Annotated in this window: 25 protein-coding genes; 14 read left to right on the top strand and 11 right to left on the bottom strand. The window is 36.9% G+C overall.

The features are described 5' to 3' along the window. Positions 1-88: 88 nt before the first annotated feature. Positions 89-1,180, bottom strand: coding sequence for a tRNA 2-thiouridine(34) synthase MnmA (gene mnmA / locus ASF92_RS06715; RefSeq protein WP_056089806.1), 1,092 nt, complete (start codon positions 1,178-1,180; stop codon positions 89-91). A 186-nt stretch (positions 1,181-1,366) separates the two neighbouring features. Between mnmA and ASF92_RS06710 the strand changes: the two genes are divergently transcribed. Next, the gene (locus ASF92_RS06710; protein WP_056089803.1) at positions 1,367-3,652 is read left to right on the top strand and encodes a GH92 family glycosyl hydrolase; all 2,286 of its coding nucleotides are present in this window, start codon (positions 1,367-1,369) and stop codon (positions 3,650-3,652) included. Positions 3,653-3,845: 193 nt separating this feature from the next. Here the strand turns inward: ASF92_RS06710 and ASF92_RS06705 are convergent, their stop codons facing one another. Together ASF92_RS06705 and ASF92_RS06700 are read right to left on the bottom strand one after the other, a co-directional pair. Beyond that, positions 3,846-5,381, bottom strand: coding sequence for an alpha-N-arabinofuranosidase (locus tag ASF92_RS06705; RefSeq protein WP_082489477.1), 1,536 nt, complete (start codon positions 5,379-5,381; stop codon positions 3,846-3,848). Positions 5,382-5,387: 6 nt separating this feature from the next. Continuing rightward, the gene (locus ASF92_RS06700) at positions 5,388-7,388 is read right to left on the bottom strand and encodes an alpha-L-arabinofuranosidase C-terminal domain-containing protein (RefSeq protein WP_231729758.1); all 2,001 of its coding nucleotides are present in this window, start codon (positions 7,386-7,388) and stop codon (positions 5,388-5,390) included. Positions 7,389-7,671: 283 nt separating this feature from the next. On the opposite strand from ASF92_RS06700, the gene katG reads away from it, so the two are divergent. Further along, on the top strand, positions 7,672-9,948 hold the full coding sequence (katG, locus tag ASF92_RS06695; RefSeq protein WP_056089798.1) for a catalase/peroxidase HPI: 2,277 nt from the start codon (positions 7,672-7,674) through the stop codon (positions 9,946-9,948). A gap of 274 nt (positions 9,949-10,222) precedes the next feature. Here the strand turns inward: katG and ASF92_RS20980 are convergent, their stop codons facing one another. After that, positions 10,223-10,366 carry a hypothetical protein gene (locus ASF92_RS20980; protein ID WP_157263758.1) on the bottom strand — a complete coding sequence of 48 codons (144 nt, stop codon included), beginning with the start codon at positions 10,364-10,366 and terminating at the stop codon, positions 10,223-10,225. 84 nt (positions 10,367-10,450) lie between these two features. Between ASF92_RS20980 and ASF92_RS06690 the strand changes: the two genes are divergently transcribed. From ASF92_RS06690 to ASF92_RS06680, 3 genes are all read left to right on the top strand, one after another. Further along, on the top strand, positions 10,451-10,714 hold the full coding sequence (locus ASF92_RS06690; protein WP_157263756.1) for a hypothetical protein: 264 nt from the start codon (positions 10,451-10,453) through the stop codon (positions 10,712-10,714). 378 nt (positions 10,715-11,092) lie between these two features. Beyond that, the gene (gene xth, locus ASF92_RS06685; protein ID WP_056091035.1) at positions 11,093-11,863 is read left to right on the top strand and encodes an exodeoxyribonuclease III; all 771 of its coding nucleotides are present in this window, start codon (positions 11,093-11,095) and stop codon (positions 11,861-11,863) included. A 90-nt stretch (positions 11,864-11,953) separates the two neighbouring features. Further along, positions 11,954-12,232: a hypothetical protein gene (locus ASF92_RS06680; RefSeq protein ID WP_056089791.1), complete on the top strand. Its 279-nt coding sequence runs from the start codon at positions 11,954-11,956 to the stop codon at positions 12,230-12,232. A 78-nt stretch (positions 12,233-12,310) separates the two neighbouring features. Here ASF92_RS06680 and ASF92_RS06675 read toward each other — a convergent pair whose 3' ends face one another. Further along, positions 12,311-12,610, bottom strand: a complete 300-nt coding sequence (locus ASF92_RS06675; RefSeq protein WP_056089787.1) for an RNA-binding protein — start codon at positions 12,608-12,610, stop codon at positions 12,311-12,313. Between the two features lie 497 nt (positions 12,611-13,107). Here ASF92_RS06675 and ASF92_RS06670 point away from each other — a divergent pair, with 497 nt between their 5' ends. The 5 genes from ASF92_RS06670 (at position 13,108) to ASF92_RS06650 (ending at position 18,736) form a co-directional block, all read left to right on the top strand. Continuing rightward, a complete protein-coding gene (locus tag ASF92_RS06670) occupies positions 13,108-13,980 on the top strand; it encodes an OmpA family protein (protein ID WP_056089782.1) in 873 nt (290 codons plus the stop codon). A 558-nt stretch (positions 13,981-14,538) separates the two neighbouring features. After that, entirely contained in the window at positions 14,539-15,105 is a 567-nt protein-coding gene (locus ASF92_RS06665; protein ID WP_056089779.1) for a UbiX family flavin prenyltransferase, read from the top strand. A 111-nt stretch (positions 15,106-15,216) separates the two neighbouring features. Further along, on the top strand, positions 15,217-16,539 hold the full coding sequence (gene mtaB / locus ASF92_RS06660) for a tRNA (N(6)-L-threonylcarbamoyladenosine(37)-C(2))-methylthiotransferase MtaB (protein ID WP_056089776.1): 1,323 nt from the start codon (positions 15,217-15,219) through the stop codon (positions 16,537-16,539). Between the two features lie 199 nt (positions 16,540-16,738). Beyond that, on the top strand, positions 16,739-17,887 hold the full coding sequence (locus ASF92_RS06655; protein WP_056089773.1) for a prolipoprotein diacylglyceryl transferase: 1,149 nt from the start codon (positions 16,739-16,741) through the stop codon (positions 17,885-17,887). 57 nt (positions 17,888-17,944) lie between these two features. Further along, entirely contained in the window at positions 17,945-18,736 is a 792-nt protein-coding gene (locus ASF92_RS06650; RefSeq protein ID WP_056089772.1) for an inositol monophosphatase family protein, read from the top strand. Between the two features lie 436 nt (positions 18,737-19,172). On the opposite strand, the gene ASF92_RS06645 is transcribed toward ASF92_RS06650, so the two are convergent. The 5 genes from ASF92_RS06645 to ASF92_RS06625 all read right to left on the bottom strand — a co-directional run bounded on the left by ASF92_RS06645 (position 19,173) and on the right by ASF92_RS06625 (position 22,189). Then, on the bottom strand, positions 19,173-19,724 hold the full coding sequence (locus ASF92_RS06645; protein ID WP_056089769.1) for a NifU family protein: 552 nt from the start codon (positions 19,722-19,724) through the stop codon (positions 19,173-19,175). 86 nt (positions 19,725-19,810) lie between these two features. Beyond that, on the bottom strand, positions 19,811-21,157 hold the full coding sequence (gene purB, locus ASF92_RS06640; RefSeq protein WP_056089766.1) for an adenylosuccinate lyase: 1,347 nt from the start codon (positions 21,155-21,157) through the stop codon (positions 19,811-19,813). A 130-nt stretch (positions 21,158-21,287) separates the two neighbouring features. Then, positions 21,288-21,482 carry a hypothetical protein gene (locus tag ASF92_RS06635; RefSeq protein ID WP_056089763.1) on the bottom strand — a complete coding sequence of 65 codons (195 nt, stop codon included), beginning with the start codon at positions 21,480-21,482 and terminating at the stop codon, positions 21,288-21,290. A gap of 138 nt (positions 21,483-21,620) precedes the next feature. Then, positions 21,621-21,839 carry a hypothetical protein gene (locus ASF92_RS06630; protein WP_056089757.1) on the bottom strand — a complete coding sequence of 73 codons (219 nt, stop codon included), beginning with the start codon at positions 21,837-21,839 and terminating at the stop codon, positions 21,621-21,623. Between the two features lie 131 nt (positions 21,840-21,970). After that, positions 21,971-22,189 (bottom strand): hypothetical protein, encoded by a 219-nt coding sequence (locus ASF92_RS06625; protein WP_056089753.1) that lies wholly within the window; start codon positions 22,187-22,189, stop codon positions 21,971-21,973. A gap of 203 nt (positions 22,190-22,392) precedes the next feature. On the opposite strand from ASF92_RS06625, the gene ASF92_RS06620 reads away from it, so the two are divergent. The 4 genes from ASF92_RS06620 (at position 22,393) to ASF92_RS06605 (ending at position 25,244) form a co-directional block, all read left to right on the top strand. Then, positions 22,393-22,959, top strand: coding sequence for an RNA polymerase sigma factor (locus ASF92_RS06620; protein WP_056091032.1), 567 nt, complete (start codon positions 22,393-22,395; stop codon positions 22,957-22,959). An 8-nt stretch (positions 22,960-22,967) separates the two neighbouring features. Next, positions 22,968-24,062, top strand: a complete 1,095-nt coding sequence (locus ASF92_RS06615; RefSeq protein ID WP_056089750.1) for a serine protease — start codon at positions 22,968-22,970, stop codon at positions 24,060-24,062. Positions 24,063-24,206: 144 nt separating this feature from the next. Beyond that, a complete protein-coding gene (locus ASF92_RS06610; RefSeq protein ID WP_056089747.1) occupies positions 24,207-24,842 on the top strand; it encodes a peroxiredoxin in 636 nt (211 codons plus the stop codon). 204 nt (positions 24,843-25,046) lie between these two features. Beyond that, positions 25,047-25,244, top strand: a complete 198-nt coding sequence (locus ASF92_RS06605) for a cold-shock protein (RefSeq protein WP_056089744.1) — start codon at positions 25,047-25,049, stop codon at positions 25,242-25,244. Between the two features lie 42 nt (positions 25,245-25,286). Here ASF92_RS06605 and ASF92_RS06600 read toward each other — a convergent pair whose 3' ends face one another. Continuing rightward, positions 25,287-26,468: a class I SAM-dependent methyltransferase gene (locus ASF92_RS06600; protein ID WP_056089741.1), complete on the bottom strand. Its 1,182-nt coding sequence runs from the start codon at positions 26,466-26,468 to the stop codon at positions 25,287-25,289. Between the last annotated feature and the right edge of the window lie 69 nt (positions 26,469-26,537).

The raw sequence follows: 26,537 nt of genomic DNA, 5'->3' as shown, positions 1-26,537 counted from the left end.
AAAAAAATGTAATAAGGATAATGGAAAATAGTTTCCGTTGTCCTTTTACATTTTAAATGTTACTTCTAAAGATGGGAGCTTACGCTGATTAAACTAAAAAGCCGCCACCCAACAAATCGTTTCCTTCGTAAAAAACAGCAGATTGCCCAGGCGCAATTGCAGATACATTGTGATCGAAAACCACACGCATTTTATCTTTCTCCTGAACGATAGTACTTAGCATCCCCGCATCTTTATAGCGAATTTTAGTAATTACATCGCTCATTGGCTCTTCTATACTCGCATATTTGATGAGATTGATATTTCGAACCATTGCTTCTCTGCGTTCCAGTTCTTCGGCTTTACCTAAAACGACTGTATTGCTTTCAGGCAAGATTTGGGTCACAAACATGGGCTCTCCAAAAGCCACACCCAGTCCTTTACGCTGACCTATGGTGTAAAAAGGATAACCTTTATGCTGACCTACCACCATGCCGTTGTTCAAAATAAAATTGCCGCCTGCAACCCGGTCCTCTAAATCTTCAACTTTATGTTTTAGAAATGCCCTGTAGTCATTATCTGGTACGAAGCAGATTTCATAGCTTTCCGATTTTTTCGCCAATTCTTCCTGTCCCATATCTAAAGCCATTTGCCTGATTTCTGATTTGGCAAAACTCCCTAAAGGAAATTTTGTACGCGAAAGATTTTCTTGCGAAACGCCCCATAATACGTAAGATTGATCCTTATTTTCGTCTTTACCTTTAGATATTACATAACGCCCACTGTCTTGCTGACGAATGTTCGCATAATGGCCGGTCGCAATAAATTCGCAATCCAATTTATTGGCACGTTTTAATAGGGCTTCCCATTTAATGTGGGTATTACATAGAACGCAAGGGTTCGGTGTTCGGCCGGCCAAATATTCATCAACGAAGTTATCGATAACATAATCACCGAATTCATCACGTATATCTAAAATATAATGCGGAAAGCCATAATTTACAGCAAGCGTACGGGCATCATTAATGCTGTCCAGCGAACAACAACCAGTTTCTTTACTACTACCACCGGAAGATGCATAATCCCAGGTCTTCATAGTCAATCCGATAACTTCATAACCCTGTTCATGCAACATAACTGCCGCTACTGAACTATCTACCCCGCCACTCATGGCTACCAGAATTCTACCGTGTTTGCTCATTCTATTTACTATAATGTGCAAAAATAAGGTTTATTTACCTCATTTTCTTTAATACTGGTCAGCCACTTGTAAAAAGCCATTTGTATTTTTTGTGTTGGTTAAACGTTTTAGCAGAGAATTTTAATAGATTTGTTTTAAGTTGATATCTTCCATTAAATAATAAATAAAGTTAAACTTAAAGTTAACATGATTAAAAAATTTATGCTGCCGGGGCTTTTAATTGCTGCCTTAACAGCATCCGCGCAACAGAATCTGGTAAAGTTTGTAAAACCCATAATTGGTACGTCAAAAATGGGGCATACCTATCCTGGGGCAACTGTGCCCTTTGGTGCTGTACAATTAAGCCCAGAAACAGATACATTGTCATATGAAGTAAATGGTAAATATAATGGCGATGTTTATAAATACTGTGCGGGATACAAATATGAAGACAAAACAATAACAGGCTTTAGTCACACGCATTTTAGCGGTACAGGACATTCCGACTTGGGCGATTTTTTAATTATGCCGACACAAGGCAGGTTGCAAATGAATCCCGGAACTGCATCCGATCCAAAATCAGGTTACCGGTCTGCTTATTCACACGCCAATGAGGTTGCAGAAGCGGGTTATTACAAAGTTAAACTGGATGATGATAATATTACTGCCGAACTTACAACAACGAACAGGGTAGGAATGCATCGATACACTTTTCCTAAATCAGATCAATCGCATATTATTTTAGATCTGATGGCCGGAATTTACAACTATGATGATAAAACCGTCTGGACCTATGTTCGAGTCGTTAACGATACTTTAATCACAGGCTATCGCCAAACAAATGGCTGGGCAAGAACAAGAACAGTTTATTTTGCCATGAGCTTCTCTAAACCTTTTAAAAGCTACGGACGTAAAAGTTACGACCCTAAACAGGCTTACCGTGGCTTTTGGGGTAAGTTTAATCAGGATAAGAACTTTCCTGAAATCGCCGGAAAAAAGATAAAAATGTTTTTCGATTTTGATACTCAGGAAGGTGAACAGGTAAAAATCAAATTTGCATTATCTCCGGTAAGTCAGGAAAATGCCTTGCAAAATATGCGTGCTGAAATATCAGGATGGGATTTTGATAACGTAAAAACACAAGCACAATCTACCTGGAACAAAGAACTGAACAAGATTCAGGTTACAACATCCAATACTAATAAAATCAATTTTTATACGGCACTTTACCATGCTTTTATCAATCCGACAACGTACACGGATGTAAATGGAGAATATAAGGGCTTAGACCAAGGCATTCACAAAGCTGAGGGTTTTACAAATTATACTACCTTTTCACTTTGGGATACTTACCGTGCTTTGCACCCCTTCTTCAACATTATGCAGCCAGGTAGAAGTAACGATATGGTTAAATCGATGATGGCGCATTACGACCAAAGCAGTTTGCATATGCTGCCAATCTGGTCACACTATGCAAATGATAACTGGTGTATGAGCGGCTACCACAGTGTTTCAGTAATTTCTGATGCGATTATAAAAGGAACATATAACGGCGATCCAAACAAAGCTTTAGACGCCTGTATTGCTACGGCCAAGCACCGCGACTACGAAGGAATAGGATATTATATGGATTTGGGTTACATCCCTGCTGAAAGAAGTGGTGTATCCGTGTCAAATACTTTAGAATATGCTTATGATGACTGGGCGATTGCACAACTGGCCAAAAAATTAAACCGAACCGATGTTTATAACGAGTTCATTAAACGTTCTAACAACTGGAGAAATAATTACGACGGTGCTTCCGGATTCATGCGCCCGAGATTAGCTGATGGGACGTTTAAAAAGGCGTTTGATCCTAAAGATACTGAAGGACAGGGATTTATTGAAGGTAATAGCTGGAATTATAGTTTTTTTGTGCCACATGATCCAACCGCAATGATTGAACTTATGGGTGGTAAAAAGAAATTTGCAGCCAGGTTAGATTCGTTGTTCAGTATGCATTTGCCGGATGAGTTTTTTGCACATACCGAAGACATTACCCGTGAAGGTATTATCGGAGGATATGTTCATGGCAATGAACCTGCGCACCATGTCGCTTATTTATACAACTGGACTGATGAGGTTTATAAAGGTCAGGCGCAAATCCGTCATATATTAAATATGCAATATAAACCTACAGCTGATGGGCTGGGCGGAAACGATGACTGCGGACAAATGAGCGCTTGGTACATGTTTTCATCAATGGGTTTTTATCCTGTATCACCAGGTTCTGATATTTATTCTTTAGGCAGCCCATTGGTTAACAATGCAATTTTGAAATTGGAAAATGGTAAAACATTTACGATAGAAGCTGTTAATCAAAGTGATAAAAATGTTTACGTTCATAAAGTGCTCCTTAATGGGAAGGAAATTACTAATCACCAGATTAGACATACTGACATAACAAATGGAGGAAAGCTGATTTTTTACATGTCGCCGAAACCTAAAAAATAATTCGAGAAGGCTGTCTGTTGAACTTATTCGACAGACTACCTAGTCACATCCCGCTAAGCCGCCCGATAATTTAGGGCGGCTTTTTTATTGTTTAAATTTATAACGTTTAGTTGTCAGCGCCTCTATATGGCTTCATTAAATGGTTTCTTTGCCTAAAATGGTCTTTATGGGGATCTTTTTCAGCAAAATAATTCTATTTTAATGTGAGTACAACTATAGATTGTGCGGGTAAATTAATTTTCAATTGGTTGCCTGATTTTTTCGCCCCTGAGAATGCTGTATTGTGTATTTTATCTGGATTGGAAAACGTATTAACGTCCGTGAGTTCTGCTGAAGTTAGGATTTGACCGCTTACCGTATTCCATTTTAATCCATCTAAATCTGTAGTTAAAGAAATTTTGTTTTTCGGATCTAAATTTACCAGGGAGATGTGTATAGTTCCTGTTGAATCTTGAGATGCTGAAATATTCAATGCAGAAATTTTATTATTTCCAACTATATATTCAGGACTGGAAAACTTTATTGGAAGGTATTTAGCATCCTGATGAACCTTGTACAAATCAAAAACATGGTATGTGGGGGTTAAGATCATTTTATTTTTTTCAGTCAGGATTAGTGCCTGCAATACATTAACGGTTTGAGCCAGGTTTGCCATTTTTACCCTATCGGAATGGTTATTGAAAATATTTAATGTTGTTCCCGCTATAAGTGCGTCCCGCAGGCTGTTCTGCTGGTACAGGAAACCTGGGTTTGTTCCAGGTTCTACATCAGTCCAGACGCCCCATTCGTCCACAACAAGTGCTACTTTCTTTTTTGGATCGTATTTATCCATTATGGCAGAATGTTTAGTAATCAGCTCTTCCATTCTCAAACAATTTTTCATGGTATTAAAATATTGTTCTTCATTAAAGTTTGTTGCCGATCCCTTTGCGCTCCAGTTACCTGTTGGGATGGTATAATAATGTAAGGTGAGCCCCCACATTCCGGTACCTATTTTTTTCATACAGGTTTCGGTCCAGTTGTAGTCGTCTCCATTTGCGCCACTGGCAATTCTTTTCAACGGACTACCGGGATAGTCTCTCGCATAAGTAGCATATCTTTTATACAAATCAGTATAGTAATCGGGTGTCATATTTCCTCCGCAACCCCAACTTTCGTTGCCTACGCCCCAGTAGGTCACTTTCCATGGCTGTTTCCGGCCGTTTTGTGCCCTAATCGTGGCCATTGGGCTAACACCATCAAAATTGAGGTACTCTACCCATTTAGCCATTTCTTCAACTGTTCCGCTGCCAACGTTGCCTGCAACATATGGCTCACATTTTAGCATGTCGCAAAGTTCCAGAAATTCATGTGTGCCGAAACTATTATCTTCTGTTACACCTCCCCAGTTCGTATTAACCATCTTTGGTCGCTCATTTCTAGGGCCAATGCCGTCTCTCCAATGATATTCATCGGCAAAACAGCCACCCGGCCAGCGCAGATTCGGTATATTTATTTTTTTTAACGCTTCAACTACATCAAGTCTTATCCGGCCTTTATTGGGAATCGTGGAATTTTCCTCTACCCAGAACCCATCGTAAATACACCGGCCTAAATGTTCGGAAAAGTGTCCATATATATGTTTACTTATTACCCTTTCATTTGCGGTTTGTACTGTCAACTTAACATCCGTTTGGGCGGTCGCACGGAATGTTAGGCATATGATGATAAATAATAAAATTTTTTTCATGAAATACTATTTTAAATATGGGATTTTAACCACGCTGAATGAATAGGGTTTTAACGTAAGCTGCAGCTTTTTATTTGTAACGACAATGGATTTCCTTTTCGGACTAACTGCATCCGGACTTTCGAAAGAATTCAATTGATTGAGGTTATTACTGGCCATTTCATCTAAGTACCCATTTTTCTTAAAATTCTTTTTTCCGTCCAGTGTGAAAGTGACTTTCTGTGCTTTTTCTGTTGTATTGGAAATTTTAATTATTAACTCCTTAGTAATTATATCTGTTACTGCTGAAGCATACAAGCCATCCTGACCAGTGATGTTTTTCCCATCAAGCTTTGCTGAGATTACATCTGTTCCTTTATTGGTAGAGAAAAGCTTTTGAACGTAGTAATCGGGAGTTCCGTAAGTTTTTAGATTATCGACCCAAATCATATCCGGCGCCCATTGCCATGCGTCGACATGTGCAAAAAGCGGAGCATAAGATGCCATTTGTACCACATCTGCATTTCGCTCAAGTCCTGTCATCAGAGAAGCAGCTGCTAATGCACTTTGCCAATTATTTCTATTGCTTCCAATCACCTCTCTATCGGCATGAACGGCGTACTCACCCACAAAAACTTTAGAACCTTCTCTTGGGTAATTGTCGTAACGGCCTGCATTTTTCAGGAACCAATCTGCAGAGCGATAGTAATGTTCGTCTATGAGATCGGCCTTTGAATTTCTAAGTGAGGTGTTTAACAGGTTAAAACGATCGCCCTCAGGGTCCGTGCCAGAACTATTTATAAGCTTAAAATCAGGGTACTTCGTTTTTATCGCTTTTGTAAAAATAGCAAGGCGTTCCAGGTACTGCGGTCCCCAGTTTTCGTTCCCGACGCCCATCATTTTTAAATTGAATGGTTTTGGATGGCCTAAATCGGCCCTCATTTTCCCCCATTTGGTAGTGGTATCGCCATTTGCAAACTCAATCAGGTCGAGTGCATCTTGTACGTATGGATCAAGTTCATCTAAAGCTGCCACTTCGCCGGTATTGAATTGACAAGCCATACCGCAATTTAAGATTGGAAGTGCATCAGAACCAATATCTTCTGCGAGTTGAAAATATTCAAAGAAGCCCAGTCCGAAGCTTTGGTAATAGTCGGGCGCAGGGCGGTGTGCGAATTCTGTATTCCAACGATTCATAAGCAGTTGTCTGTTTTCAATCGGACCGATTGTTTTTTTCCACTGATACCTGTTTGCCAGATCTGTGCCCTCAACAATACAACCACCTGGAAAACGTATAAAACCAGGCTTCATATCTGCAAGCATTTTAACCATGTCGGCACGTAAACCCTGTGGGCGGTTTTTCCAGGTATCGCCAGGAAACAACGATACCATATCCATATCTATTTGTCCTTTACCATCAAATAGTATGGTGAACCTTGCTTTAGCATCAGTTTCTTTAGCTATAAAGCTTGTTGCCTGCTTTTTCCATCCACTAACAGACTGCTCAGGCACCAGAGTTCCTTCCCCAATAATTTTGTTATCGGAAGATACCAATTGCAAACGTAACCTTATGCCAGGTGTATTCAGGCGATAAAGCATCGAAAAGTCATATCGAAGCCCCTTTTTAACACCGATACCTTTAAAGCCTTCATTTATTAAACTTAAATTTCCATTTGAAGTATTAACCTGAATGTATCTCGGATTAGCCGAGTTTTCTTCTTTACGATTTACGACTAAAATATCACCTTCATTAGCTTTTTCCCGTTGCACAGCCCAGCCCATTAATGGCTTGGAAAATTCAAAAGATCTGTTTTTCAATAATTCAGCATAAATGCCTCCATCGGCACCAAAGTTAATGTCCTCAAAAAATACACCCCACATATTTGGTTGTACTTTTGCAATTGATTTGTCGGTATTAATCGCAATGGTTTTTACGGTTTGGGCATGTAAGTCAGCATTAAAAAGACGAATCAACATGCACAAAATGGTTGAATAGAGTACGTATCGTACGTTGGGATTTAATTTCATAAATACTATTTGGAAAGAATATTATGATAAAAATAAAATTTTTAATGTAATAAACGTTATTTGTACGATTATTTTTAAAATGTATGCGATATGTTAAAGGGTTTGCATACACAAAAAGTTAGCGGGTCGCCACTCAAAGGTTTTAGAAATTATAACTTCTCGTTGTAAGCAAAAATTCATAATAGACTCTAACTATTTCGATATAGAATTTAATGATTATAAATTTCATATTAATAACCTAATTTTATGTAATTCATAAACGAAAATTATTAAAATATAAAATATGGAAAATGAATCAAATGACATCAGCAAATGCCCGTTTCATAACGGAAGCATGAAGCACAATGCAGGCGGAGGCGGTACCAGGAATAATGACTGGTGGCCAAATCAGTTAAAACTAAATATTTTACGTCAGCATTCTTCATTATCGAATCCAATGGATAAAAGTTTCAATTACGCAGAAGCTTTTAAAACACTTGATTTGGATGCTTTGAAGCGTGATCTTCATGCACTGATGACAGATTCGCAAGATTGGTGGCCAGCAGACTTTGGTCATTATGGTGGTCTTTTTATCCGAATGGCATGGCATAGCGCCGGAACTTATCGGGTAGGAGACGGCCGGGGCGGCGCGGGCGCCGGTTTACAGCGTTTTGCGCCACTTAATAGCTGGCCAGATAATGTGAGCTTAGATAAAGCGCGCCGGTTACTATGGCCGATAAAACAAAAATACGGCTCTAAAATATCATGGGCAGATTTGATGATTCTCACCGGAAATATAGCTCTAGAATCGATGGGTTTTAAAACTTTTGGTTTTGCAGGTGGTCGGGAGGATGTTTGGGAAGCGGATGAGTCGGTTTACTGGGGTTCAGAGAAAACCTGGCTAGGTGGCGATGTCCGGTATGCGCATGGCTCCGACGGTGCACACAAAGCACATGGTGTTTTAGTGAGTGATGATGACGCAGATGGGGCTGTTCACACAAGAAATTTAGAAAAACCGCTTGCCGCCGTACAAATGGGGTTGATATATGTGAATCCTGAAGGACCTGACGGAAATCCTGATCCCATTTTAGCTGCGAAGGATATTCGTGATACTTTTGGCCGCATGGCAATGAATGATGAAGAAACAGTGGCTTTGATAGCAGGAGGGCATACCTTTGGCAAAACCCATGGTGCTGCACCTGCTGAACATGTTGGAAAAGAGCCTGAAGCTGCCGGAATCGAGAGCCAGGGATTCGGATGGAACAACAGTTATGGTTCAGGAAAAGGTGCGGACACAATTACGAGTGGATTGGAGGTGACATGGACCACAACGCCAACTAAGTGGAGCAATAATTTTTTTGAAAACTTATTTGGTTTTGAATGGGAGTTGTCTAAAAGTCCGGCAGGTGCCCATCAGTGGAAGGCGAAAAATGCTGAGGCCATTATTCCTGATGCCTTCGACGCTTCTAAAAAACATCTGCCAACTATGCTCACGACTGATTTATCGTTGAGATTTGACCCTGCATATGGAAAGATTTCAAGGCATTTCCTCGAAAATCCGGATGATTTTGCTGATGCTTTTTCCCGTGCATGGTTTAAATTAACACACCGCGATATGGGGCCGTTATCCCGTTATTTAGGACCTGATGTACCCCAGGAAGAATTGATCTGGCAAGATCCAATCCCCACCCTTAACCATATTCTAATAAACGACATTGATATTCAAAACCTTAAAGAAAATATTCTGTCTTCAGGTTTAAGTATTACGGAATTGATATCAACAGCCTGGGCTTCCGCATCAACCTTCCGCGGTTCCGATAAAAGAGGTGGCGCAAACGGTGCACGTATCCGGTTAGCTCCGCAAAAAGACTGGGCCGTAAATAATCCTATTCAACTGCAGAAAGTATTAAATGTTTTAGAAAAAATACAGCAGCAATTTAACGGTTCACAACTGGATGGTAAAAAAGTTTCCATTGCTGATTTAATTGTTTTAGCCGGTTGTTCTGCAATAGAGAAAACTGCTGAAGCTGCTGGTTACAACATAAAAGTTCCTTTTACACCTGGCCGTATGGATGCGTCACAAGAACAAACCGACGTGGAATCGTTTAGTTATCTTGAACCTCTTGCCGACGGTTTCGTAAATTATCGCAATTCAAAGCTTTCCGTTTCTACAGAAGAGCAGCTCATAGATAGAGCGCATTTGCTTACCTTGACCTCAACCGAATTAACAGTCCTTATAGGAGGATTTAGGGCACTCGACATCAATTATGATGGTTCTAAAAACGGAATTTTCACTAATAATCCGGGCGTATTAACAAATGATTTCTTTATTAATTTGTTGGACATGAATACTTCCTGGAAATCGATTTCAGATGACAATGAAGTTTATTTAGGTAGCGATCGAAGTACAGGCCAACCGAAATGGACAGCCACACGCGCCGACCTGGTATTTGGTTCAAACTCAGAATTAAGAGCAATTGCTGAAGTTTACGGAAGTTCGGATGCTAAAGATAAATTTGTATATGATTTTGTATCGGTATGGAATAAAATCATGAATTTAGACAGATTCGACTTAAAATAATTTATAATGAAATAGATTAAAGATTTAAAGAAACCCTGCTGCACTCAACGTATAGACTACATGTAGATGTCTCATAATGGGTGATTTCCGGGCTCTTTAAATCTTTTGTCTTTTTAATAGGTGGCACTTCAATAGGATAGCCCTAAAATTTTTTTTTATACGGCTCGCTATAAATTAATTAAATCATCAATTATTTATTTAATCTTACTAGAAATCGGGATTAAATATTTAAAATGATTTTAGGTGTTTAATTTAACTTTTCCGGCACCTATTTTTATCTTATCAATTTATCTGGTAATAAGAAACTTCTAACCTGAGCATCTTGTTCCTGGTGTTTCCTGTAGTTTCTAAAAGCACATTTCAACATTACAGAGTTTTCAACATTAATGTAAATCGATTTTACACTTTTCGTGTTCATGGACTTGAATTAACAATAGAAGTCTATCAAAATAGATATTAAAAAAAAAATGTTGGCAACATTATGCTCATTTCTGTATAACTAATGAGTAATAATTCTATTTTTGTGTTAATGGGGAAAAGTAAAACAGACCTTAAAACATTTTTAAGCCGGGTAAAGCAGCTTAGAGGATTTGGAGATATGGATGCCTACAAAGCAGCAACGGATTTTAAAAAAATGTCGGAAAGCGAGGCTGATGAAAGTATTTCTGATATTATTAACGATTTTTCCAGCATGTCAACCTACGACAAAGCAAAAAGGGCACTCATAGATAAGGTTGAGTCAGAATTAAGAAAAACTGGTAAATAATTTATTTCTGCCTTCGCTGCAAATAAGTTTAAATGCCTGGATATCTTTTCTTAAAAAAACAATCATCGACATACCAATACCATTTTCGCTGTAATTGCAAAATTAGCGCTTAAATTCAATAGAGTTCCGAAAAACTCCGTCCACAATATTTTCTTTTATTAATCGGTTTAATGCCTAAATAAAAAAAGCATGAAAAACCGTAAGTATAAATAAAATAGCGGCTATCGCTTGTAGTACGATTAATGTCTTTTTTTTCATTTATTTTAGAAGACTTTTTTCACTTATACGATGAGAAGAAGAAATGTGCGACATAATCATAAAATTGCAGATCAAAATCCTTTCAGATTAATAATAAGTGTTACATTTTGAGAAAATATGATGAAAATAGCTAGTTACAATGTGAATGGCGTTAATGGCCGGCTTCCCGTTCTTCTACGATGGTTAGAGGAAACTAAGCCCGATGTGGTTTGTTTACAGGAATTAAAAGCACCGGATGAAAAATTTCCTCTGGCGGAAATAAAATCAGCAGGTTATAATGCCATTTGGCATGGGCAAAAAAGCTGGAACGGCGTTGCTATATTAGCAAGAGGCCGGGAAATCAAAGAATTGAGAAGGGGATTGCCAGGGGATGATGAAGATATGCAGAGCAGATATATTGAAGCGATGATTGATGATGTCGTTATAGGCTGTCTTTACTTACCCAATGGAAATCCAGCTCCCGGCCCCAAACTCGACTATAAATTGGCTTGGTTTGAACGATTAACAAATCATGCATCCAAACTTTTGGAATATAATTTACCAGTTGTGCTTTGTGGCGATTATAACGTTATGCCTGCTGACATAGATGCTTATAAACCAGAACGTTGGATTAATGATGCCTTATTTCGTCCTGAAGTTCGGGCCGCATTTCATAATTTAGTGGCTCAGGGCTGGACCGACGCCCTCAGAACGCTCCATCCTGATGAGGTGATTTACACATTTTGGGACTACTTTCGTAATGCATACGGCCGAAATGCGGGTTTAAGAATTGATCATTTTTTGCTAAGCCCTTTACTTAAAGAAAGGTTACTTGCCGCAGGCGTTGATAGAAATGTAAGAGGATGGGAGAAGACAAGCGACCACGGGCCTACATGGATAGAAATTAAGTAGCAATTTATTAGGTGCGCTTTGTATTCTATCTGTTACAGGTGATTTTAAATTTAAATAAATCATTAATTTAAAGCATCAAATCTTAAACTTATGGATACCTTAAAAGACGGAAAGAAAATCACTGCATTCCTGAACAAGATCAAATCCAAATGGCCGGGAAAAATTGAACGATTTGAATTTAAAACTGCTACGGTAATTTATGTTCACCTCAAAGAAGGAATTTCGAGCATCGATTTCCTGAGTAGCTTATCACATCATGTTGAGAAGCTTGTGGATTTTACTGTGCCAATCATATTATACCATGTTGAAAGTGATGGAATCAGCTTACGTTCCCATCCGATAAACTGGTATTCATCATTAAACAGATGAACTGGATAGTTCAGTAAAATAATTTACTAATATATACCAGATAAGGAATAAGACTAATGGATACCTTTGAATTGATAATTACCGGGAAATCTTTTTCGCAGCGTATTTATTGAATTTAGGTGGCGACTTCATAGCGCCTTCCTCTGCTATCTTAATGGTTAGTATATTTCCCTTGAAAGATTCTCCGTTTAGCATTGAAATAATATTGTTGGCGTCAGTAAGTTTTGGAATCTCCAGGAAAGCATATCCCTTACATCTTCCGGTTGCTCTATCCCTAACAATTTTAATTGTATCTATCTCCCCATGCAGACTTACCAGAATGGCTAAATCCATCTCCTGAATATTGTCTGCTAAACCGCCAATAAAAATTTTAGTCATAAAAAGTATTATTATAATTCAGGCCTTAGGTTGATTTAGTATTTGCGAACAAGATAAAAATGAAATTGTTCTTATTGAACCGCAAAATAAAACAATTGTGTGTTTAAAACAAAAGAAAACGAACTTGAAATTGAAGATTAAATATTTTAAGCCAAAATCTTAGTCAGGCAATATTAAGAATTTATTATACACTGTTGCTTATGACATATTTGATATTAAAATAGATTCAGCTTTGCCGTTTACTTAAAATTTCTTTATCCCTCGGCTTAAAGCTTTAATAATGGTACCTCCATCATAGGAAGTTTAATCGTTTTTTTATTGACATGTAGTTTGAAAAAAATAAAGTTTCCAGTGTAATTTTTCAGGTAATAATTGAACATAAACGGGTAACTGTCTGAATAAAAAGTGACTATACCCCTATATTCAAGAAAAACATTAAAAGGGATCGGTTGTTGTAAGTCAATATTAAATTAAAAATATTAATAAAATAATAAGTTATGAAATTTTACAAGTCAATCCCTTTAGCGTTTTTTGCTTTAGTGCTCATATCGGGCTGTGTAAGCAATAAAAAATATGCCGAATTAGAAACAACTTATGCTAAACTTCGTGAGCGTAATCAGGAATTAAGCAATAAATATCAGGATAGTCAGAGAGAGCTTACAGGTTCAAATAGCAGGGTTAAAAGTTTGGAGGAACAAATCGCTTCCGAAAAAGCAAATATATCGGCGTTGCAGGATGCGCTAAACAAATGCTTAAGCTCCAGCAGCCAGGGAAATGTTAATATTTCGAAATTGGTTGATGAGATTAACAGTTCCAATAAATACATCAAACAATTAATTAATGCCAAGAATAAAAGTGATTCACTTAATATGGTGTTAACAAATAATTTAACACGTTCGTTAAGCAGAGAAGAATTAGGCGATGTCGATGTACAGGTTTTAAAAGGCGTAGTGTATATATCTTTGGCAGATAACATGCTTTATAAATCTGGTAGCTATGAAGTATCTGATAAAGCAGGAGAAACTTTGAGCAAGATCGCCAAAATTATTAAAGATTACGATACTTATGATGTGTTGATTGAGGGTAACACAGATAATGTTCCAATTGCCCAAACAAACATTAGAAATAACTGGGATTTAAGTGCGCTGAGAGCCTCGTCTGTTGTTCAGGTATTGCAAACCAAATATGCTGTAGATCCTAAAAGATTAACGGCTGCGGGCAGGGGCGAGTTTAATCCTATAGCAGATAATAATACACCAGCCGGGAAATCTAAAAACAGGCGTACCCAAATCATAATAACACCTAAATTGGATCAATTTATGGAATTAATTGGTAAGGCTCCAGAAACTTCTTCTGCACCAAAACAATAGTTCTATTCATATAAAAAGAGGCTCATCATCATTAAACTAGCTTTGTTAAGCTTTGCGGGCTAAGGCATATTTAGGTATTATCTTGTTCGATAACATTAATAACACCTGTTAAGAATTTTTGATATGATGTAGCTTCTTTTTTATAGTATGACATCGCAATTGTATTACGGCAGTTTGTAAAATTGCAAATCTGATGATTGGATTATTAGGCCATCCCGCAATTAAACGGACAAGTGATGAAAAACGGATTCCGGTTTTGTCTTATTACTTATACTAATTACCATCGGTAATCAATATATTATAGGATACGCACACATTATAGGTTAAAAAGTTTTAATTATTTTTAAAATTAATTAATTGTTAATCAGTTACATATGTGTGTCTGGGAAAAATTGTTATGTTTTTGTTACAATTTGATGGTTCAGCCTAAGCTTTTTTTAAAAAAATATATATATTTGTTCTTACCCTTTCGAGGGTATGTTTTTCATAGGTAGATGTAGGGTCGAATACTTGTATTCGGCCCTTTTTTATTTGGTATAACATTATATTTGTTTCATAATGAAAAAGAAAAAAATAATAGTTGCCGTAACAGGTGCCAGTGGTTCAATATATGCAAAACTGCTTTTCGATAAATTGTCTGAGCTGGATGGACAGATAGAAGCAGTTGGAGTAGTGATGAGCGATAACGCAAAAGACGTATGGCTGTTTGAGCTTGGAAACGAGGGTTACAGCGATTATAATTTTACATTTTATAACAAAAATGATTTTAATGCGCCATTCGCTTCAGGTTCCGCTAAATATGACACCATGATAATCGTGCCCTGTTCTATGGGTACATTAGGCAGAATAGCGCATGGAATCTCTAATGATTTAATTTCCAGAGCAGCTGATGTTGTACTCAAGGAACGAAGGAAGTTAATTGCAGTTGTCCGTGATACTCCATTTAGCTTAATTCACATAAATAATATGAAAATTATAGCTGAAGCAGGGGGAATTATCTGCCCGGCAAATCCGTCCTTTTATAGTCTGCCGAAAACAATCGAAGAAGTAGCGGAAACTGTCGTTAACCGTGTTTTGGATATCGCAGGTTTCGATTTGGAAAGTTATCGCTGGCAGGAAAAATAGTATCAATTAATGATTTTCAGGTGGAGTTAACTTAAATTGACAAATTACCAACTGAGTTGGTGAGCGAGAATCGCCACTGAAAACTAATTTTTAATTATCTTTGCAGGCTAAATGAAAAAAGTCGCATTCTATACTTTAGGTTGTAAGTTAAACTTTTCAGAAACGTCTACCATCGGGCGTTTATTTACTGACGCAGGTTATGCTGTAGTTGCGTTTCAGGATGCAGCAGACGTTTATGTAATCAACACATGTTCAGTTACTGAGCACGCGGACAAAAAGTGTCGTAAAGTCGTAAAAGAAGCATTAAAATATGCGCCTAACGCATATGTTACCATTGTCGGCTGCTATGCGCAGTTAAAGCCTCAGGAAATTGCAGAAATAGAAGGTGTAGACATGGTTCTGGGTGCTGCGGAAAAATTTAGGATTGTTGAATACATTTCAGATTTGACAAAAAATCCGAAAGCAATTGTTCATCAGCAGAATATAGAAAAAGTGAATCATAATTTTATTGCCTCTTATTCTATCGGTGACAGAACCCGTACTTTTTTAAAGGTTCAGGACGGTTGCGATTACCCTTGTACTTATTGTACTATTCCTTTAGCTCGTGGTGCCAGTCGCAGCGATACAATTGAGAATGTTGTTAATCGTGCGAGAATGATAGCGGAAAGTGGTGTTAAGGAGATTGTTTTAACGGGTGTAAATCTTGGAGATTTTGGAATTCGTAATGGACAGAGAGAGGATAAATTTTTCGATTTGGTCAAAGCATTGGATGAAGTAGATGGAATTGAGCGGATAAGGATTTCTTCGATAGAGCCTAATCTTTTAAGCAACGAAATTATTCAGTTTGTATCAACTTCGAAACGTTTCGTCCCACATTTTCATATTCCTTTACAGTCTGGTTCTGATAAAATATTAGGTTTAATGCGTCGACGTTACCGTCGAGATTTATATGTAGAACGTGTAGGGAAAATTAAAGAGGTTATGCCGAATTGTTGCATTGGAGTCGATGTTATTGTTGGCTTTCCCGGCGAAACAAAGGAAGATTTTCTTGATACTTATCAATTTCTCAACCAGCTTGATATCTCTTACCTGCATGTGTTTACTTATTCAGAACGAGAGTTAACTGCCGCAGCTGAAATGAAAGGCGTTGTTACAGCAAGCGAACGCAACGAGCGTAGTAAAATGCTCCATATTTTATCTGATAAAAAACGCAGGGCTTTTTATGAGTCTCAAATTGGTACTGAAGCTGAAGTTTTATTCGAAGCAGACCAGAAAATGGGCTTCATGCATGGTTTCACGAAAAACTATGTAAAAGTTCGTGCCAAGTACGACCCGATAATGGTTAATGAATTAAAAAGTGTTAAACTTTTGGAATTAACTGCGGATGGGGAAGTTGAAGTTGCTGAACTTGAAACGGTTTATGCCCATCATTAGCATTTTAGTATCAGGTGGTAAGTGTCAGGTAGCAAGTATCATGTATCAAGATTTGAGTATTCGATTACTACATATCGTGAATTTTTAGCCTTTCCGCTTTGGTCTTTACGCTTTGTCCTTTCTGCTTTGGTGTTTGAGCTTTCTGCTTTAACCTTTCAGCTTTACGCTTTCTTTACTATCTTCGCTTCAAATTATTTGTATGTTTCCTACCGTTTCACACTTTTTAGAGTACCTTTTTGGTATCGACTTACCGCTTCCATTTAAGACATTTGGTTTATTTGTAGCTTTAGCATTCGTGGCCGGTTATTGGGCCTTTGCTCAGGAGTTGAAACGTAAAGAAGCATTAGGCATACTTCATTCATTTAAAAAGAAAGTAACGTTAGGGCTACCAGCAAGTACAAGCGATCTTATTTTAAATGGTTTATTCGGTTTTATCATTGGTTATAAACTTTTTTATTTAATCACGAACTACCAGCTTGCTGCTGATAATATCGAAGTCGTTTTACTTTCCCTAAAAGGAAATATAATCGGCGGATTGGTTTTAGGTGGTTTGTTTGCTTATTGGGATTACAAAGAGAAAAATAAAGTTCAGTTGCCTAAACCTAAGGAGGTTGAAGTTACCGTTCATCCTTATCAAATTATGAGTAACCTCATTGTTTGGGCGGCAGTTTGTGGTTTTTTAGGGGCCAAAATTTTTGATGAATTAGAATATTGGGATGATTTTGTGCAACATCCAATAGAGAGAATCTTATCTGCCGGTGGTTTTACTTTTTACGGCGGCTTAATTTGTGGTGGTGCAGCAGTTTTATTTATAGCTAAAAAGCATGGTATAAAACCATTGCATATGCTCGATGTAGGCGGACCGGGCATGATGCTTGCTTACGCCGTAGGGCGGATTGGTTGTCATCTATCCGGAGATGGAGATTGGGGAATTGTTAATCCAAATCCAAAGCCGTTTTCCTGGTTGCCTGATTGGTTATGGTCTTACAAATATCCGAATAATGTAGTTGGTGAAGGCATTCCAATTCCAGGATGCACGGGAAAATTCTGCAACGAACTTGCGGAGGGTGTTTATCCAACGCCGCTTTATGAGGTTATTGTTTGTTTGATTCTATTCGCTTTTCTATGGAGCATTCGCGATAAAATAAAAGCACCTGGCTTAATGTTTGGTATTTACATGATATTAAATGGCGTTGAGCGGTTTTTTATCGAGTTGATCCGCGTAAATTCAAAATACCATGTTTTCGGTTTATCATTTACACAGGCAGAAATGATTTCAACGTTTCTTGTTATCGGTGGTATTGCTTTAAGCATTTATGCACTCAGAAATAAAAACAAACTCGCCTAATTTCTCAATAATTTCATTTAATCTCAACAACCTAAATCGGTTTGTTGTTAATCTATCATGAATTACGAATTACTATGCAATAAAGTCATTTCAATTGTAAAGCTAACCGGAAATTTTATCCGTAAGGAAGCAATGCAATTTGATGCAAATAAAATCGAGTATAAAGGCTTGAACGACATGGTTTCCTATGTAGACAAGACCGCAGAGTTAAAACTCGTTCAAAACCTTGAAAAACTAATTCCTGACGCAGGCTTTATTACTGAGGAGAAAACCATGAGTAGAGAAGGTAAAACTTACAAATGGATAATCGATCCTTTGGATGGGACAACAAACTTTATACACGGAATTCCGGCTTATGGAATAAGTGTTGCGCTTTATGAAGACGGGTTACCAGTTTTAGGCGTTGTTTACGAATTAAACAGAAGTGAAATGTTTTATGCTTATAAAGGCGGATGTGCATTTCTGAATAAAAAGGAAATTCAGGTTTCTGTTAATCCGGATCTAAAATCAAGTTTGTTGGCAACAGGTTTTCCATATTATCAATTTGATAAGCAACCTCAATATCTAAACTTGTTGGCGGAAATGATGCAGAAAAGTCACGGCGTTCGCCGGATTGGTGCAGCCGCAGTAGATTTGGTATATACTGCTTGTGGTCGTTTCGACGCTTTCTTTGAATTCAATTTACAACAATGGGATTTTGCGGCGGGATGCTTCATCATTCAGCAAGCAGGAGGAGAGGTGTTTGATTTTGCCGGAGGAAATGAATATTTTACTAAAAGGGAAATTCTTGCCACCAATGGGAAGCTAACTGCTGAAATGCTGGCTTCTATCAAGAAGTACTTTAATTAACAGATTAGTTTTTCCGCTGAATCCGCAGATTTTCGCAGATTCAATATCAATAGTTTAAAGGTTAAGTTATTTTGCGTATTTAGCGAATTCTGCGGGAGCCTTAAGCACTTGCAGATAGTGAAATATTCGCCTCAGGCGCAAAATACATATTAATTCTCCCGCTGAATCCGCAGATTTTCGCAGATTCAAAATCAATAATTCAAAGATTAAATTATTCTGCGTGTTCAGCGAATTCTGTGGGAACTTTAAGCATTTGCCGACAGTAAATATTCGCTTTGGACGCAAATCATGTTAAATTTCCCGCTGAATCCACATTTTGTAGATGCTTGAAGGTTTAAGTGATACGGCATGACAACCATATCTGCGGAACATGGGCATGCATACACACAAAAAAGCCCGCTACTGCGGGCTTCCTTATAATTTGAAAATTCGCTGTTTATAATGCTTCGGAAACTACTTCCGTCACCTCTGGAACCATTCTCTGAAGTAAATTCTGGATACCAGATTTAAGTGTAATTGTAGATGATGGGCAACCACTACAAGAACCACGAAGTTCTACGGTTACAACACCTTCATCAAAAGATTTATAAGTTATTGCACCACCATCTTGCTCAACTGCAGGACGAACATAATCGTGCAAAATCTGTTGTATCTTAATTTCAGTTTCAGACCCTTCAAATGCAGGAGCTTCTTCCGCAGTTGCGTCTTTTATTTTAAGTTCGGACTCAACAGCACCTTTAACAAATTCTTTTAATATAGCCTCAATATCAGCCCATTCTGCGTCATCAGTTTTCGTTATCGTAACGAAATTACTGGCAAAAAATACACCGGAAACAAAATTAAACTTGAAGAGTTCCTTTGCAAAAGGAGAATGCTCCGCACTTTCTTTAGTAGCAAAATCTTCGCTCCCGTTAATCAATAATTTATTAACCATGAATTTCATGGTTGCCGGGTTAGGCGTTTGTTCTGTATATACGTTAATGGTCATGTCTTAATCATTTATAATAAACAAAATTAACAAATACTGCCCAATTAAACTTTTATAAGCTGTCTGTTTAGCGTCAATTTAATTAACTAAAAAACGCCTGTATAATTAAATGGCGTTATGGCTCTTAACTGATTTTTAACTGTATCAGAAACCAGCAATCCTTCTATAAACTCAGCAATGCTGGCTGCATTGATTTTTGAATTTGTTCTTGTTAATTCTTTTAAGGCTTCGTATGGATTTGGATAGTTCTCTCTCCTCAATACCGTTTGTATCGCCTCGGCAACAACTGCCCAGTTATCATCCAAATCTGCATGTAAAGCAGTCTCGTTTAAAAGAATTTTATTTAAGCCACGTAAAGTTGAATTAATGGCGATTAAGGTATGCCCAATTGGTACACCTACGTTTCTCAAAACGGTAGAATCTGTTAAATCCCTTTGCAAACGTGAGATTGGAAGTTTTGCAGCAAAAAATTCAAATAATGCATTCGCAATTCCGGCGTTACCTTCAGCATTCTCAAAATCAATCGGGTTAACTTTATGTGGCATTGCGGATGAGCCAATCTCTCCAGCCTTGATTTTTTGCTTAAAATAATTTTTTGATATGTAAGTCCAAATGTCCCTATCCAGATCAATTATGATGTTATTAATGCGTTTAAAGGCATCACATTGTGCAGCAAACTGGTCGTAATGTTCAATTTGTGTGGTGTATTGAGCTCTTGATAAGCCTAAGGTTTCATTCACAAATTTATTGGAAAAATCAATCCAGTTAACTTGCGGATAGGCAATATGGTGTGCATTGAAATTTCCTGTAGCACCGCCGAACTTTGCACTGTTGGGAATTGCTTTCAAACTATGAAGTTGAATAGCAAGCCTTTCTGCAAATACCAGAAATTCTTTGCCCAGTTTGGTAGGTGATGCAGGCTGACCATGTGTGTGTGCAAGCATTGGAATGGCTGCCCATTCAACAGCCAGTTGATTGATTTTGTTGATTAATGATTCAATTGCCGGGTAATAACTCTCGGCTAAAGCCAATTTAATCGAATAGGGTATAGCGGTATTATTAATATCCTGGGAGGTTAATCCGAAGTGGATAAATTCCTTGTAATCGTTAAGAGCTAAAGCATCGAATTTACTTTTAATAAAATATTCAACTGCTTTGACATCGTGGTTGGTAACTTTCTCTGTTTCTTTAATTTCAAGTGCATCATTTTCAGAAAAATTTTGGTGAATTTTTCTCAATTCAGCATAAAGGGTTTTATCGAATTTTTCTAAGCCGGGCAAGTCAATTTCACAGAGCGCGATAAAATATTCAATTTCAATAAAAACGCGATATTTTATCAGGGCTTCCTCTGAGAAGTAAGCAGCCAAACCCTCCGTTGTCTTTCTGTAACGACCATCAATTGGTGAAATAGCTTGTAGCGATGTCAAGTTCATTATGAGTATTATAGTTATGCCGCAAATTTACTACAATTGATGGATTTTGTGGGGTAAGTGACCGAAAGAATTGTTCGCAAACAAAAAAAGGCTTTGAAATAAATCAAAGCCTTTCATGAATAACCTTAAACTATTTTTTAGCTGTGTCCGCTACCGTGGTATCTTTTACCATAGTATCTTTTGCAGTTGTGTCTTTAACAGTTGTATCAACAACAGTTGAATCTACAACCGTAGAATCAGCACCTTCAGCTTTTTTTTCCGAACAAGCAACTACTGATAGAGACAAAGCTAAAGCTAAAAAGCCCAATTTGAATGCATTTTTCATTTTCTTTTGATTTTTTTGTTTGGTTTTTTATTATTTAATTAATATCAACACAATTATAGTAAAAAAAGTAACGTTTTTTGAGCAAAAAAAAGACTTTAGATAAAATCTAAAGTCTTTTTCTATAAAATAAATTTAAAACTAGTGTTTTACTTCTGTTTTTTCAGTTGTTGCTTTAACTGTTGTGTCTTTAACTGTAGAATCAGTTACTGTTGTATCAACCGCGGTAGTATCAGTAACGATTGTAGAAGAATCAGTTACAGTAGTATCAGCACCACCTTCTTTTTTTTCTGAGTTACAAGCTGCAACTGATAAAGATAAAGCTAGAGCTAAAAAGCCTAATTTGAATGCATTTTTCATATTCGAGTTTTTTTTGTTTTATTTATTAATTACTCTTTATACCGGGTTTTAAAAAAGGTAACCCAAAAAAAATAAAAAAAATAAAAAGGCTTTAAGAAAACCCAAAGCCTTTTGCTATAAGTAAAGGTAAACTAGTGTTTAACTTCAGTTTTCTCAGTAGTTACTTTAACTGAAGTATCTTTTACAGTTGAATCAGTTACTGTAGTATCTTTTGCAGTAGTATCAGTAACGATTGTAGTTGAATCAGTTGCAGTAGTATCAGCACCTTCAGCTTTTTTCTCTGAGTTACAAGCTGCTACTGATAAAGATAATGCTAAAGCTAAAAAGCCTAATTTGAATGAATTTTTCATTTTTGATTTTTTTAAGTATTAATTAATTTATCATTAATGCCGCAAAGGTAGAAAGGTAACCCAACAATTTTTAAAAAAGTGAAAATATTTTTTTAAATGCAGGTTACCGTTTCGGTGTGGATACTATTTAGTCTTAAGTTAGTAGCTATAAATATTTTTTTATCTAATATTGGGTTACTATTTACAGAAAAACGTATTAATTGGTGAATAAGGATTTAAAGAGTTCAGTTCCAACAGATAGAGAGTTTATTTTAGGTATTCTAAATAACTCAGCAGATACATTAAATAAGTTATACAAGGCACATTTTGCGATGATTTTGCAATTTATTCTTAATAATAACGGTGATGAGGATGATGCAAAAGACGTTTATCAGGAAGCGATTATTATTTTACACAATAAAGTTAAAGAAGGAGATTTCGAACTCAGCAGCAAGTTAAAAACATATATTTATTCGGTATGTCGTCGTATCTGGCTGAAAAAATTGAGTCTAAATAGTAGGAAGTCAGGAAATATAACTGATTATGAAGATGTGTTTGTGGTCGAGGATGACATAGAACGCCATGAAGAAAGGGATGCCGCTTTTGTTAAAATGCAGTCCGCTCTGGAACATCTGGGTGAACCCTGTAAAACTATTATTCAGGATTTTTACATACATAGTTTATCCATGCAGGATATTTGTGAAAAATTTGGTTATACTAATACAGATAATGCAAAAACACAAAAGTATAAGTGCCTGCAAAGGTTAAAGAAAATATTTTTTCAACATTAATAATTGAGATGAGAAACGATTTAGAGTTAGATGCAATTATTGAAGATTATCTTTTAGGTAAACTCAATCCACAGGAAACTGAGGCTTTTGAACAGTTGCGACGTAAAGATGCAGCTGTAGATCATAAAGTTGTTTCACATAAAGTGTTCTTACATACAATGGAGGAATACGCACAACAATTGCTTTTAAAAGAGCAATTAGAGCAAATTCATTCAGAAATAGATGTTGATGGTCTTGTTGCAGAGGTTGCGCCTCATCCGTCCCGTATCGTTCAATTATGGCGTAAACACAAATCTGCAATCGCAGTTGCCGCTTCATTTATTATATTGTCATTAGTTTCTATTTATTCAATACAACACAACAGTCAGCAGACTGATAGATACGTTCAATTAAGTAATCAGGTAACCAATGCGCTAAAAACGCAGAACAGCTTAATCAGAAAGATTAACACAAATAATAATGCTGTTCCTAATAAGGCCGGAAATCCAGGTCGGTATGGTGGTACTGGTTTTGCTATTTCGACAAACGGCTATATTTTAACCAATTTACATGTCATTAATGGTGCCGATTCTATTTACGTACAGAATAGTAAAGGTGAGTCTTTTAAGGTTAAAGCAGTTTATACGGATGCCCAATATGACATGGCGATTTTAAAGGTTAGTGATAAGAATTTTTCTTATCTGTCATCATTGCCTTATACGATTAAAAGAGGTGGCAGCAGTATTGGTGAAAATGTGTATACGCTTGGCTATTCAAAAGATGACGCTGTATTGGGAGAAGGTTACGTAAGCTCTAAAAATGGGTTTATTGGCGATACAACTCAATATCAGGTTGCCATTCCGGTGAACCCTGGAAATAGCGGAGGGCCATTATTAGATAACAACGGTAATCTAGTCGGCATCATCAGCGGTAAACCTGATCAAACTGAAGGTGCAGCCTTTGCTATAAAATCGAAATTTATTTTAGAGGCCATGAGTGCAATTCCTCAAGATTCTTTAGGTAAGAAATTGGTAACAAACAAGAAAAGTTTATTATCAGGATTAAAGCGTACACAACAAATAGAGAGGTTGCAGGACTATGTGTTCATGATTAAAGTTTATTAATTACCCAAACAAATTAATATTTAAACCTTGAAGGCTAAGCCCTTCGGGTTTTTTTTATGCCTTACAATTTTATTGATTATATATAAAGTCTATCTTTTTAATATACTTTTTATTAAATTTGTCTGCATTAATTAAATTAATATTATGAGCATAAGATTAGGCGATACTGCACCAAATTTTCAGTCAAATACATCAATTGGAGAAATTGATTTTTACGATTACCTGGGTGATAACTGGGGTGTTTTATTTTCGCACCCGGCAGATTACACACCTGTTTGCACGACAGAATTGGGTCGTACAGCTGCATTGAAAGGTGAGTTTGAAAAGAGGAATGTGAAAGTTCTTGCCATTAGTGTAGACTCTGCCGAATCACACAAAGGCTGGATCAATGATATTAATGAGACACAAAATACTTCTGTAGAGTTTCCAATAATTGCCGACCCGGATAGAACCGTTGCAAATCTTTATGACATGATTCATCCAAACGCATCAGAAACGCTAACCGTTCGGTCTTTGTTTGTTATCAGTCCTGATAAAAAGGTAAAATTGATTATTAGCTACCCGGCTTCTACAGGCAGGAATTTTAATGAGGTTTTAAGGGTAATTGATTCGCTGCAGTTAACGGCAAATTATAGTGTTGCTACACCTGCAGACTGGCAAGACGGTGAAGATGTTATAGTCGTGAATAGCATTAAAACTGGAGATATACCTGAGAAATTTCCAAAAGGCCATACCGTGGTTAGACCATACTTGCGCACAACACCTCAGCCAAATAAATGATTTTTATGCTACGGATGGTGCATAATTCTCACTACGTAACTAAAGTGAGGATGCATTATGTCTATAAATTATTATATTTGATAGTTTTGTTTTGAGATTGGCGCTTATTTGGCATTTTTTTTAAATATAAATTCAAATTAGTTGTGAATAGTTAGAAGCAAGGCGATATGGGTCCTGTTTTTTTACGCAATTTTTAATTTTTATATGGCTACTGGAAAAGTTAAATGGTTTAATACTCAAAAAGGCTTTGGTTTTATTGTTCAGGAAGACAATAAAGATTTATTTGTGCATTTCAAAGATGTAATAGGCGGCATCGAAAGCTTAAAAGAAAATGATCAGGTAGAATTCGAAATAGCAGAGGGAAGAAAAGGTTTGCAAGCTGTAAACGTGAAAAAAGTTTAGAGTTTTTGACATCATATAAAGCTTTTCTATGAATTGTCAGCTTTAGTAATATTGAATTATTAAGGCTTTTAGGACTATGTTTTCTCCATGGCTATTCTTGCTAAAGATTAAAAATTCATCTTTGCCGGGCTTAATTTTGTATTTTTTTACCAGTTCTTCCGGGTTTGAAGGGTAGTTTCTGACAATAACATTCCCTACCAATGATTTTTGTTTTTTTAAATCTCCGGTGGTTATTATTTCTTTAATTTCGAAAATCCTTCCAGGAAATTTCTTTTGAATATGATTTGACACGTATAATTGAGTTTGCGGGTGAAGTTTAAGTAAATTATAGTGTACGCCGATTGAGTTAAATGCGCCTGTTTTTAAAAGTGCTGTATCGGGTTCATACAAATACATTTCTGCACTGATTACTTCTGCAAAGGAAACATCGCTAAACTCATTTTTCAGCGTAATAAATTCCTTCTCTTCCTGATTTAAAGTCGTCGCAATAATTTTTGGTTCTGCCGTAAATCCTTTATCAATTATCCAAATCAATTCTTTGCACTCGTTTTTGATGCTTAGGACATGAACTTCACTAACGTTCTTTAACTCCGAGAGGCCGGCTGAGATATCTAGTAAGGGAGCTGTTTTAATAATTATGCGGTCCGTTTTAGAAAGGAGCAAATCAAGATTGCCTGCTACATTTGGCGTACAATCTTTTAGCATAAAGACTTTACCTTTTTCAGCACGTCTTGCAGGGTCGATATATATTGTGTCAAATTTATTCTTTGAATTTTCGATAAATTCAAGTCCGTCAATAGCTTTAAATTTAATGTTTCTGAAACCTAATATTCCAGCATTATATTCCGCAACTTCGGATAGTTCTGTGTTGATCTCGCAGTGAATAACCTGCTCTACATGTTTTGCAAAAGCAAGTGCATCAACGCCAAACCCACCAGTAACATCAATTAAGGACTTTCCTTTAACTAATTTTGCCTTATATCTTGCTGTAATTTCAGATGATGTTTGCTCAATGGAAAGTGCAGCAGGATAATAAATGCACTCCTTGATAAACCATGTAGGTAACTTTTTTTCTGATTTCTTTTTTGCTGTAATCTGGTTTGCGAGTTCAGCAGAACTTATACCGGCGAAAGGACTTTTAGCTAAAGCAATCGTATTTACATCTGCACTCAAATGTGAAATAATATAATTTTGTACTGCCTTGTCTAAAATTTTTCTATTCATTTGTCAGGTTATGTGCTGATGCCTTAATGATTCATCTTGAACCCTTTTGATTAGTTGGTTTATTTATGA

Origin of the sequence: Pedobacter sp. Leaf176 (assembly GCF_001424305.1) — a bacterium.
GTDB lineage: Bacteria > Bacteroidota > Bacteroidia > Sphingobacteriales > Sphingobacteriaceae > Pedobacter.
This window is presented reverse-complemented; position numbering and strand designations above follow the sequence as displayed.

What these genes read in the sequence shown, in the direction of transcription:
- mnmA (WP_056089806.1), bottom strand. Translation starts at nt 1,180, where the DNA reads ATGAGCAAACACGGTAGAATTCTGGTAGCCATGAGTGGCGGGGTAGAT.
- ASF92_RS06710 (WP_056089803.1), top strand. Translation starts at nt 1,367, where the DNA reads ATGATTAAAAAATTTATGCTGCCGGGGCTTTTAATTGCTGCCTTAACA.
- ASF92_RS06705 (WP_082489477.1), bottom strand. Translation starts at nt 5,381, where the DNA reads ATGAAAAAAATTTTATTATTTATCATCATATGCCTAACATTCCGTGCG.
- ASF92_RS06700 (WP_231729758.1), bottom strand. Translation starts at nt 7,388, where the DNA reads ATGAAATTAAATCCCAACGTACGATACGTACTCTATTCAACCATTTTG.
- katG (WP_056089798.1), top strand. Translation starts at nt 7,672, where the DNA reads ATGGAAAATGAATCAAATGACATCAGCAAATGCCCGTTTCATAACGGA.
- ASF92_RS20980 (WP_157263758.1), bottom strand. Translation starts at nt 10,366, where the DNA reads ATGAACACGAAAAGTGTAAAATCGATTTACATTAATGTTGAAAACTCT.
- ASF92_RS06690 (WP_157263756.1), top strand. Translation starts at nt 10,451, where the DNA reads ATGAGTAATAATTCTATTTTTGTGTTAATGGGGAAAAGTAAAACAGAC.
- xth (WP_056091035.1), top strand. Translation starts at nt 11,093, where the DNA reads ATGAAAATAGCTAGTTACAATGTGAATGGCGTTAATGGCCGGCTTCCC.
- ASF92_RS06680 (WP_056089791.1), top strand. Translation starts at nt 11,954, where the DNA reads ATGGATACCTTAAAAGACGGAAAGAAAATCACTGCATTCCTGAACAAG.
- ASF92_RS06675 (WP_056089787.1), bottom strand. Translation starts at nt 12,610, where the DNA reads ATGACTAAAATTTTTATTGGCGGTTTAGCAGACAATATTCAGGAGATG.
- ASF92_RS06670 (WP_056089782.1), top strand. Translation starts at nt 13,108, where the DNA reads ATGAAATTTTACAAGTCAATCCCTTTAGCGTTTTTTGCTTTAGTGCTC.
- ASF92_RS06665 (WP_056089779.1), top strand. Translation starts at nt 14,539, where the DNA reads ATGAAAAAGAAAAAAATAATAGTTGCCGTAACAGGTGCCAGTGGTTCA.
- mtaB (WP_056089776.1), top strand. Translation starts at nt 15,217, where the DNA reads ATGAAAAAAGTCGCATTCTATACTTTAGGTTGTAAGTTAAACTTTTCA.
- ASF92_RS06655 (WP_056089773.1), top strand. Translation starts at nt 16,739, where the DNA reads ATGTTTCCTACCGTTTCACACTTTTTAGAGTACCTTTTTGGTATCGAC.
- ASF92_RS06650 (WP_056089772.1), top strand. Translation starts at nt 17,945, where the DNA reads ATGAATTACGAATTACTATGCAATAAAGTCATTTCAATTGTAAAGCTA.
- ASF92_RS06645 (WP_056089769.1), bottom strand. Translation starts at nt 19,724, where the DNA reads ATGACCATTAACGTATATACAGAACAAACGCCTAACCCGGCAACCATG.
- purB (WP_056089766.1), bottom strand. Translation starts at nt 21,157, where the DNA reads ATGAACTTGACATCGCTACAAGCTATTTCACCAATTGATGGTCGTTAC.
- ASF92_RS06635 (WP_056089763.1), bottom strand. Translation starts at nt 21,482, where the DNA reads ATGAAAAATGCATTCAAATTGGGCTTTTTAGCTTTAGCTTTGTCTCTA.
- ASF92_RS06630 (WP_056089757.1), bottom strand. Translation starts at nt 21,839, where the DNA reads ATGAAAAATGCATTCAAATTAGGCTTTTTAGCTCTAGCTTTATCTTTA.
- ASF92_RS06625 (WP_056089753.1), bottom strand. Translation starts at nt 22,189, where the DNA reads ATGAAAAATTCATTCAAATTAGGCTTTTTAGCTTTAGCATTATCTTTA.
- ASF92_RS06615 (WP_056089750.1), top strand. Translation starts at nt 22,968, where the DNA reads ATGAGAAACGATTTAGAGTTAGATGCAATTATTGAAGATTATCTTTTA.
- ASF92_RS06610 (WP_056089747.1), top strand. Translation starts at nt 24,207, where the DNA reads ATGAGCATAAGATTAGGCGATACTGCACCAAATTTTCAGTCAAATACA.
- ASF92_RS06605 (WP_056089744.1), top strand. Translation starts at nt 25,047, where the DNA reads ATGGCTACTGGAAAAGTTAAATGGTTTAATACTCAAAAAGGCTTTGGT.
- ASF92_RS06600 (WP_056089741.1), bottom strand. Translation starts at nt 26,468, where the DNA reads ATGAATAGAAAAATTTTAGACAAGGCAGTACAAAATTATATTATTTCA.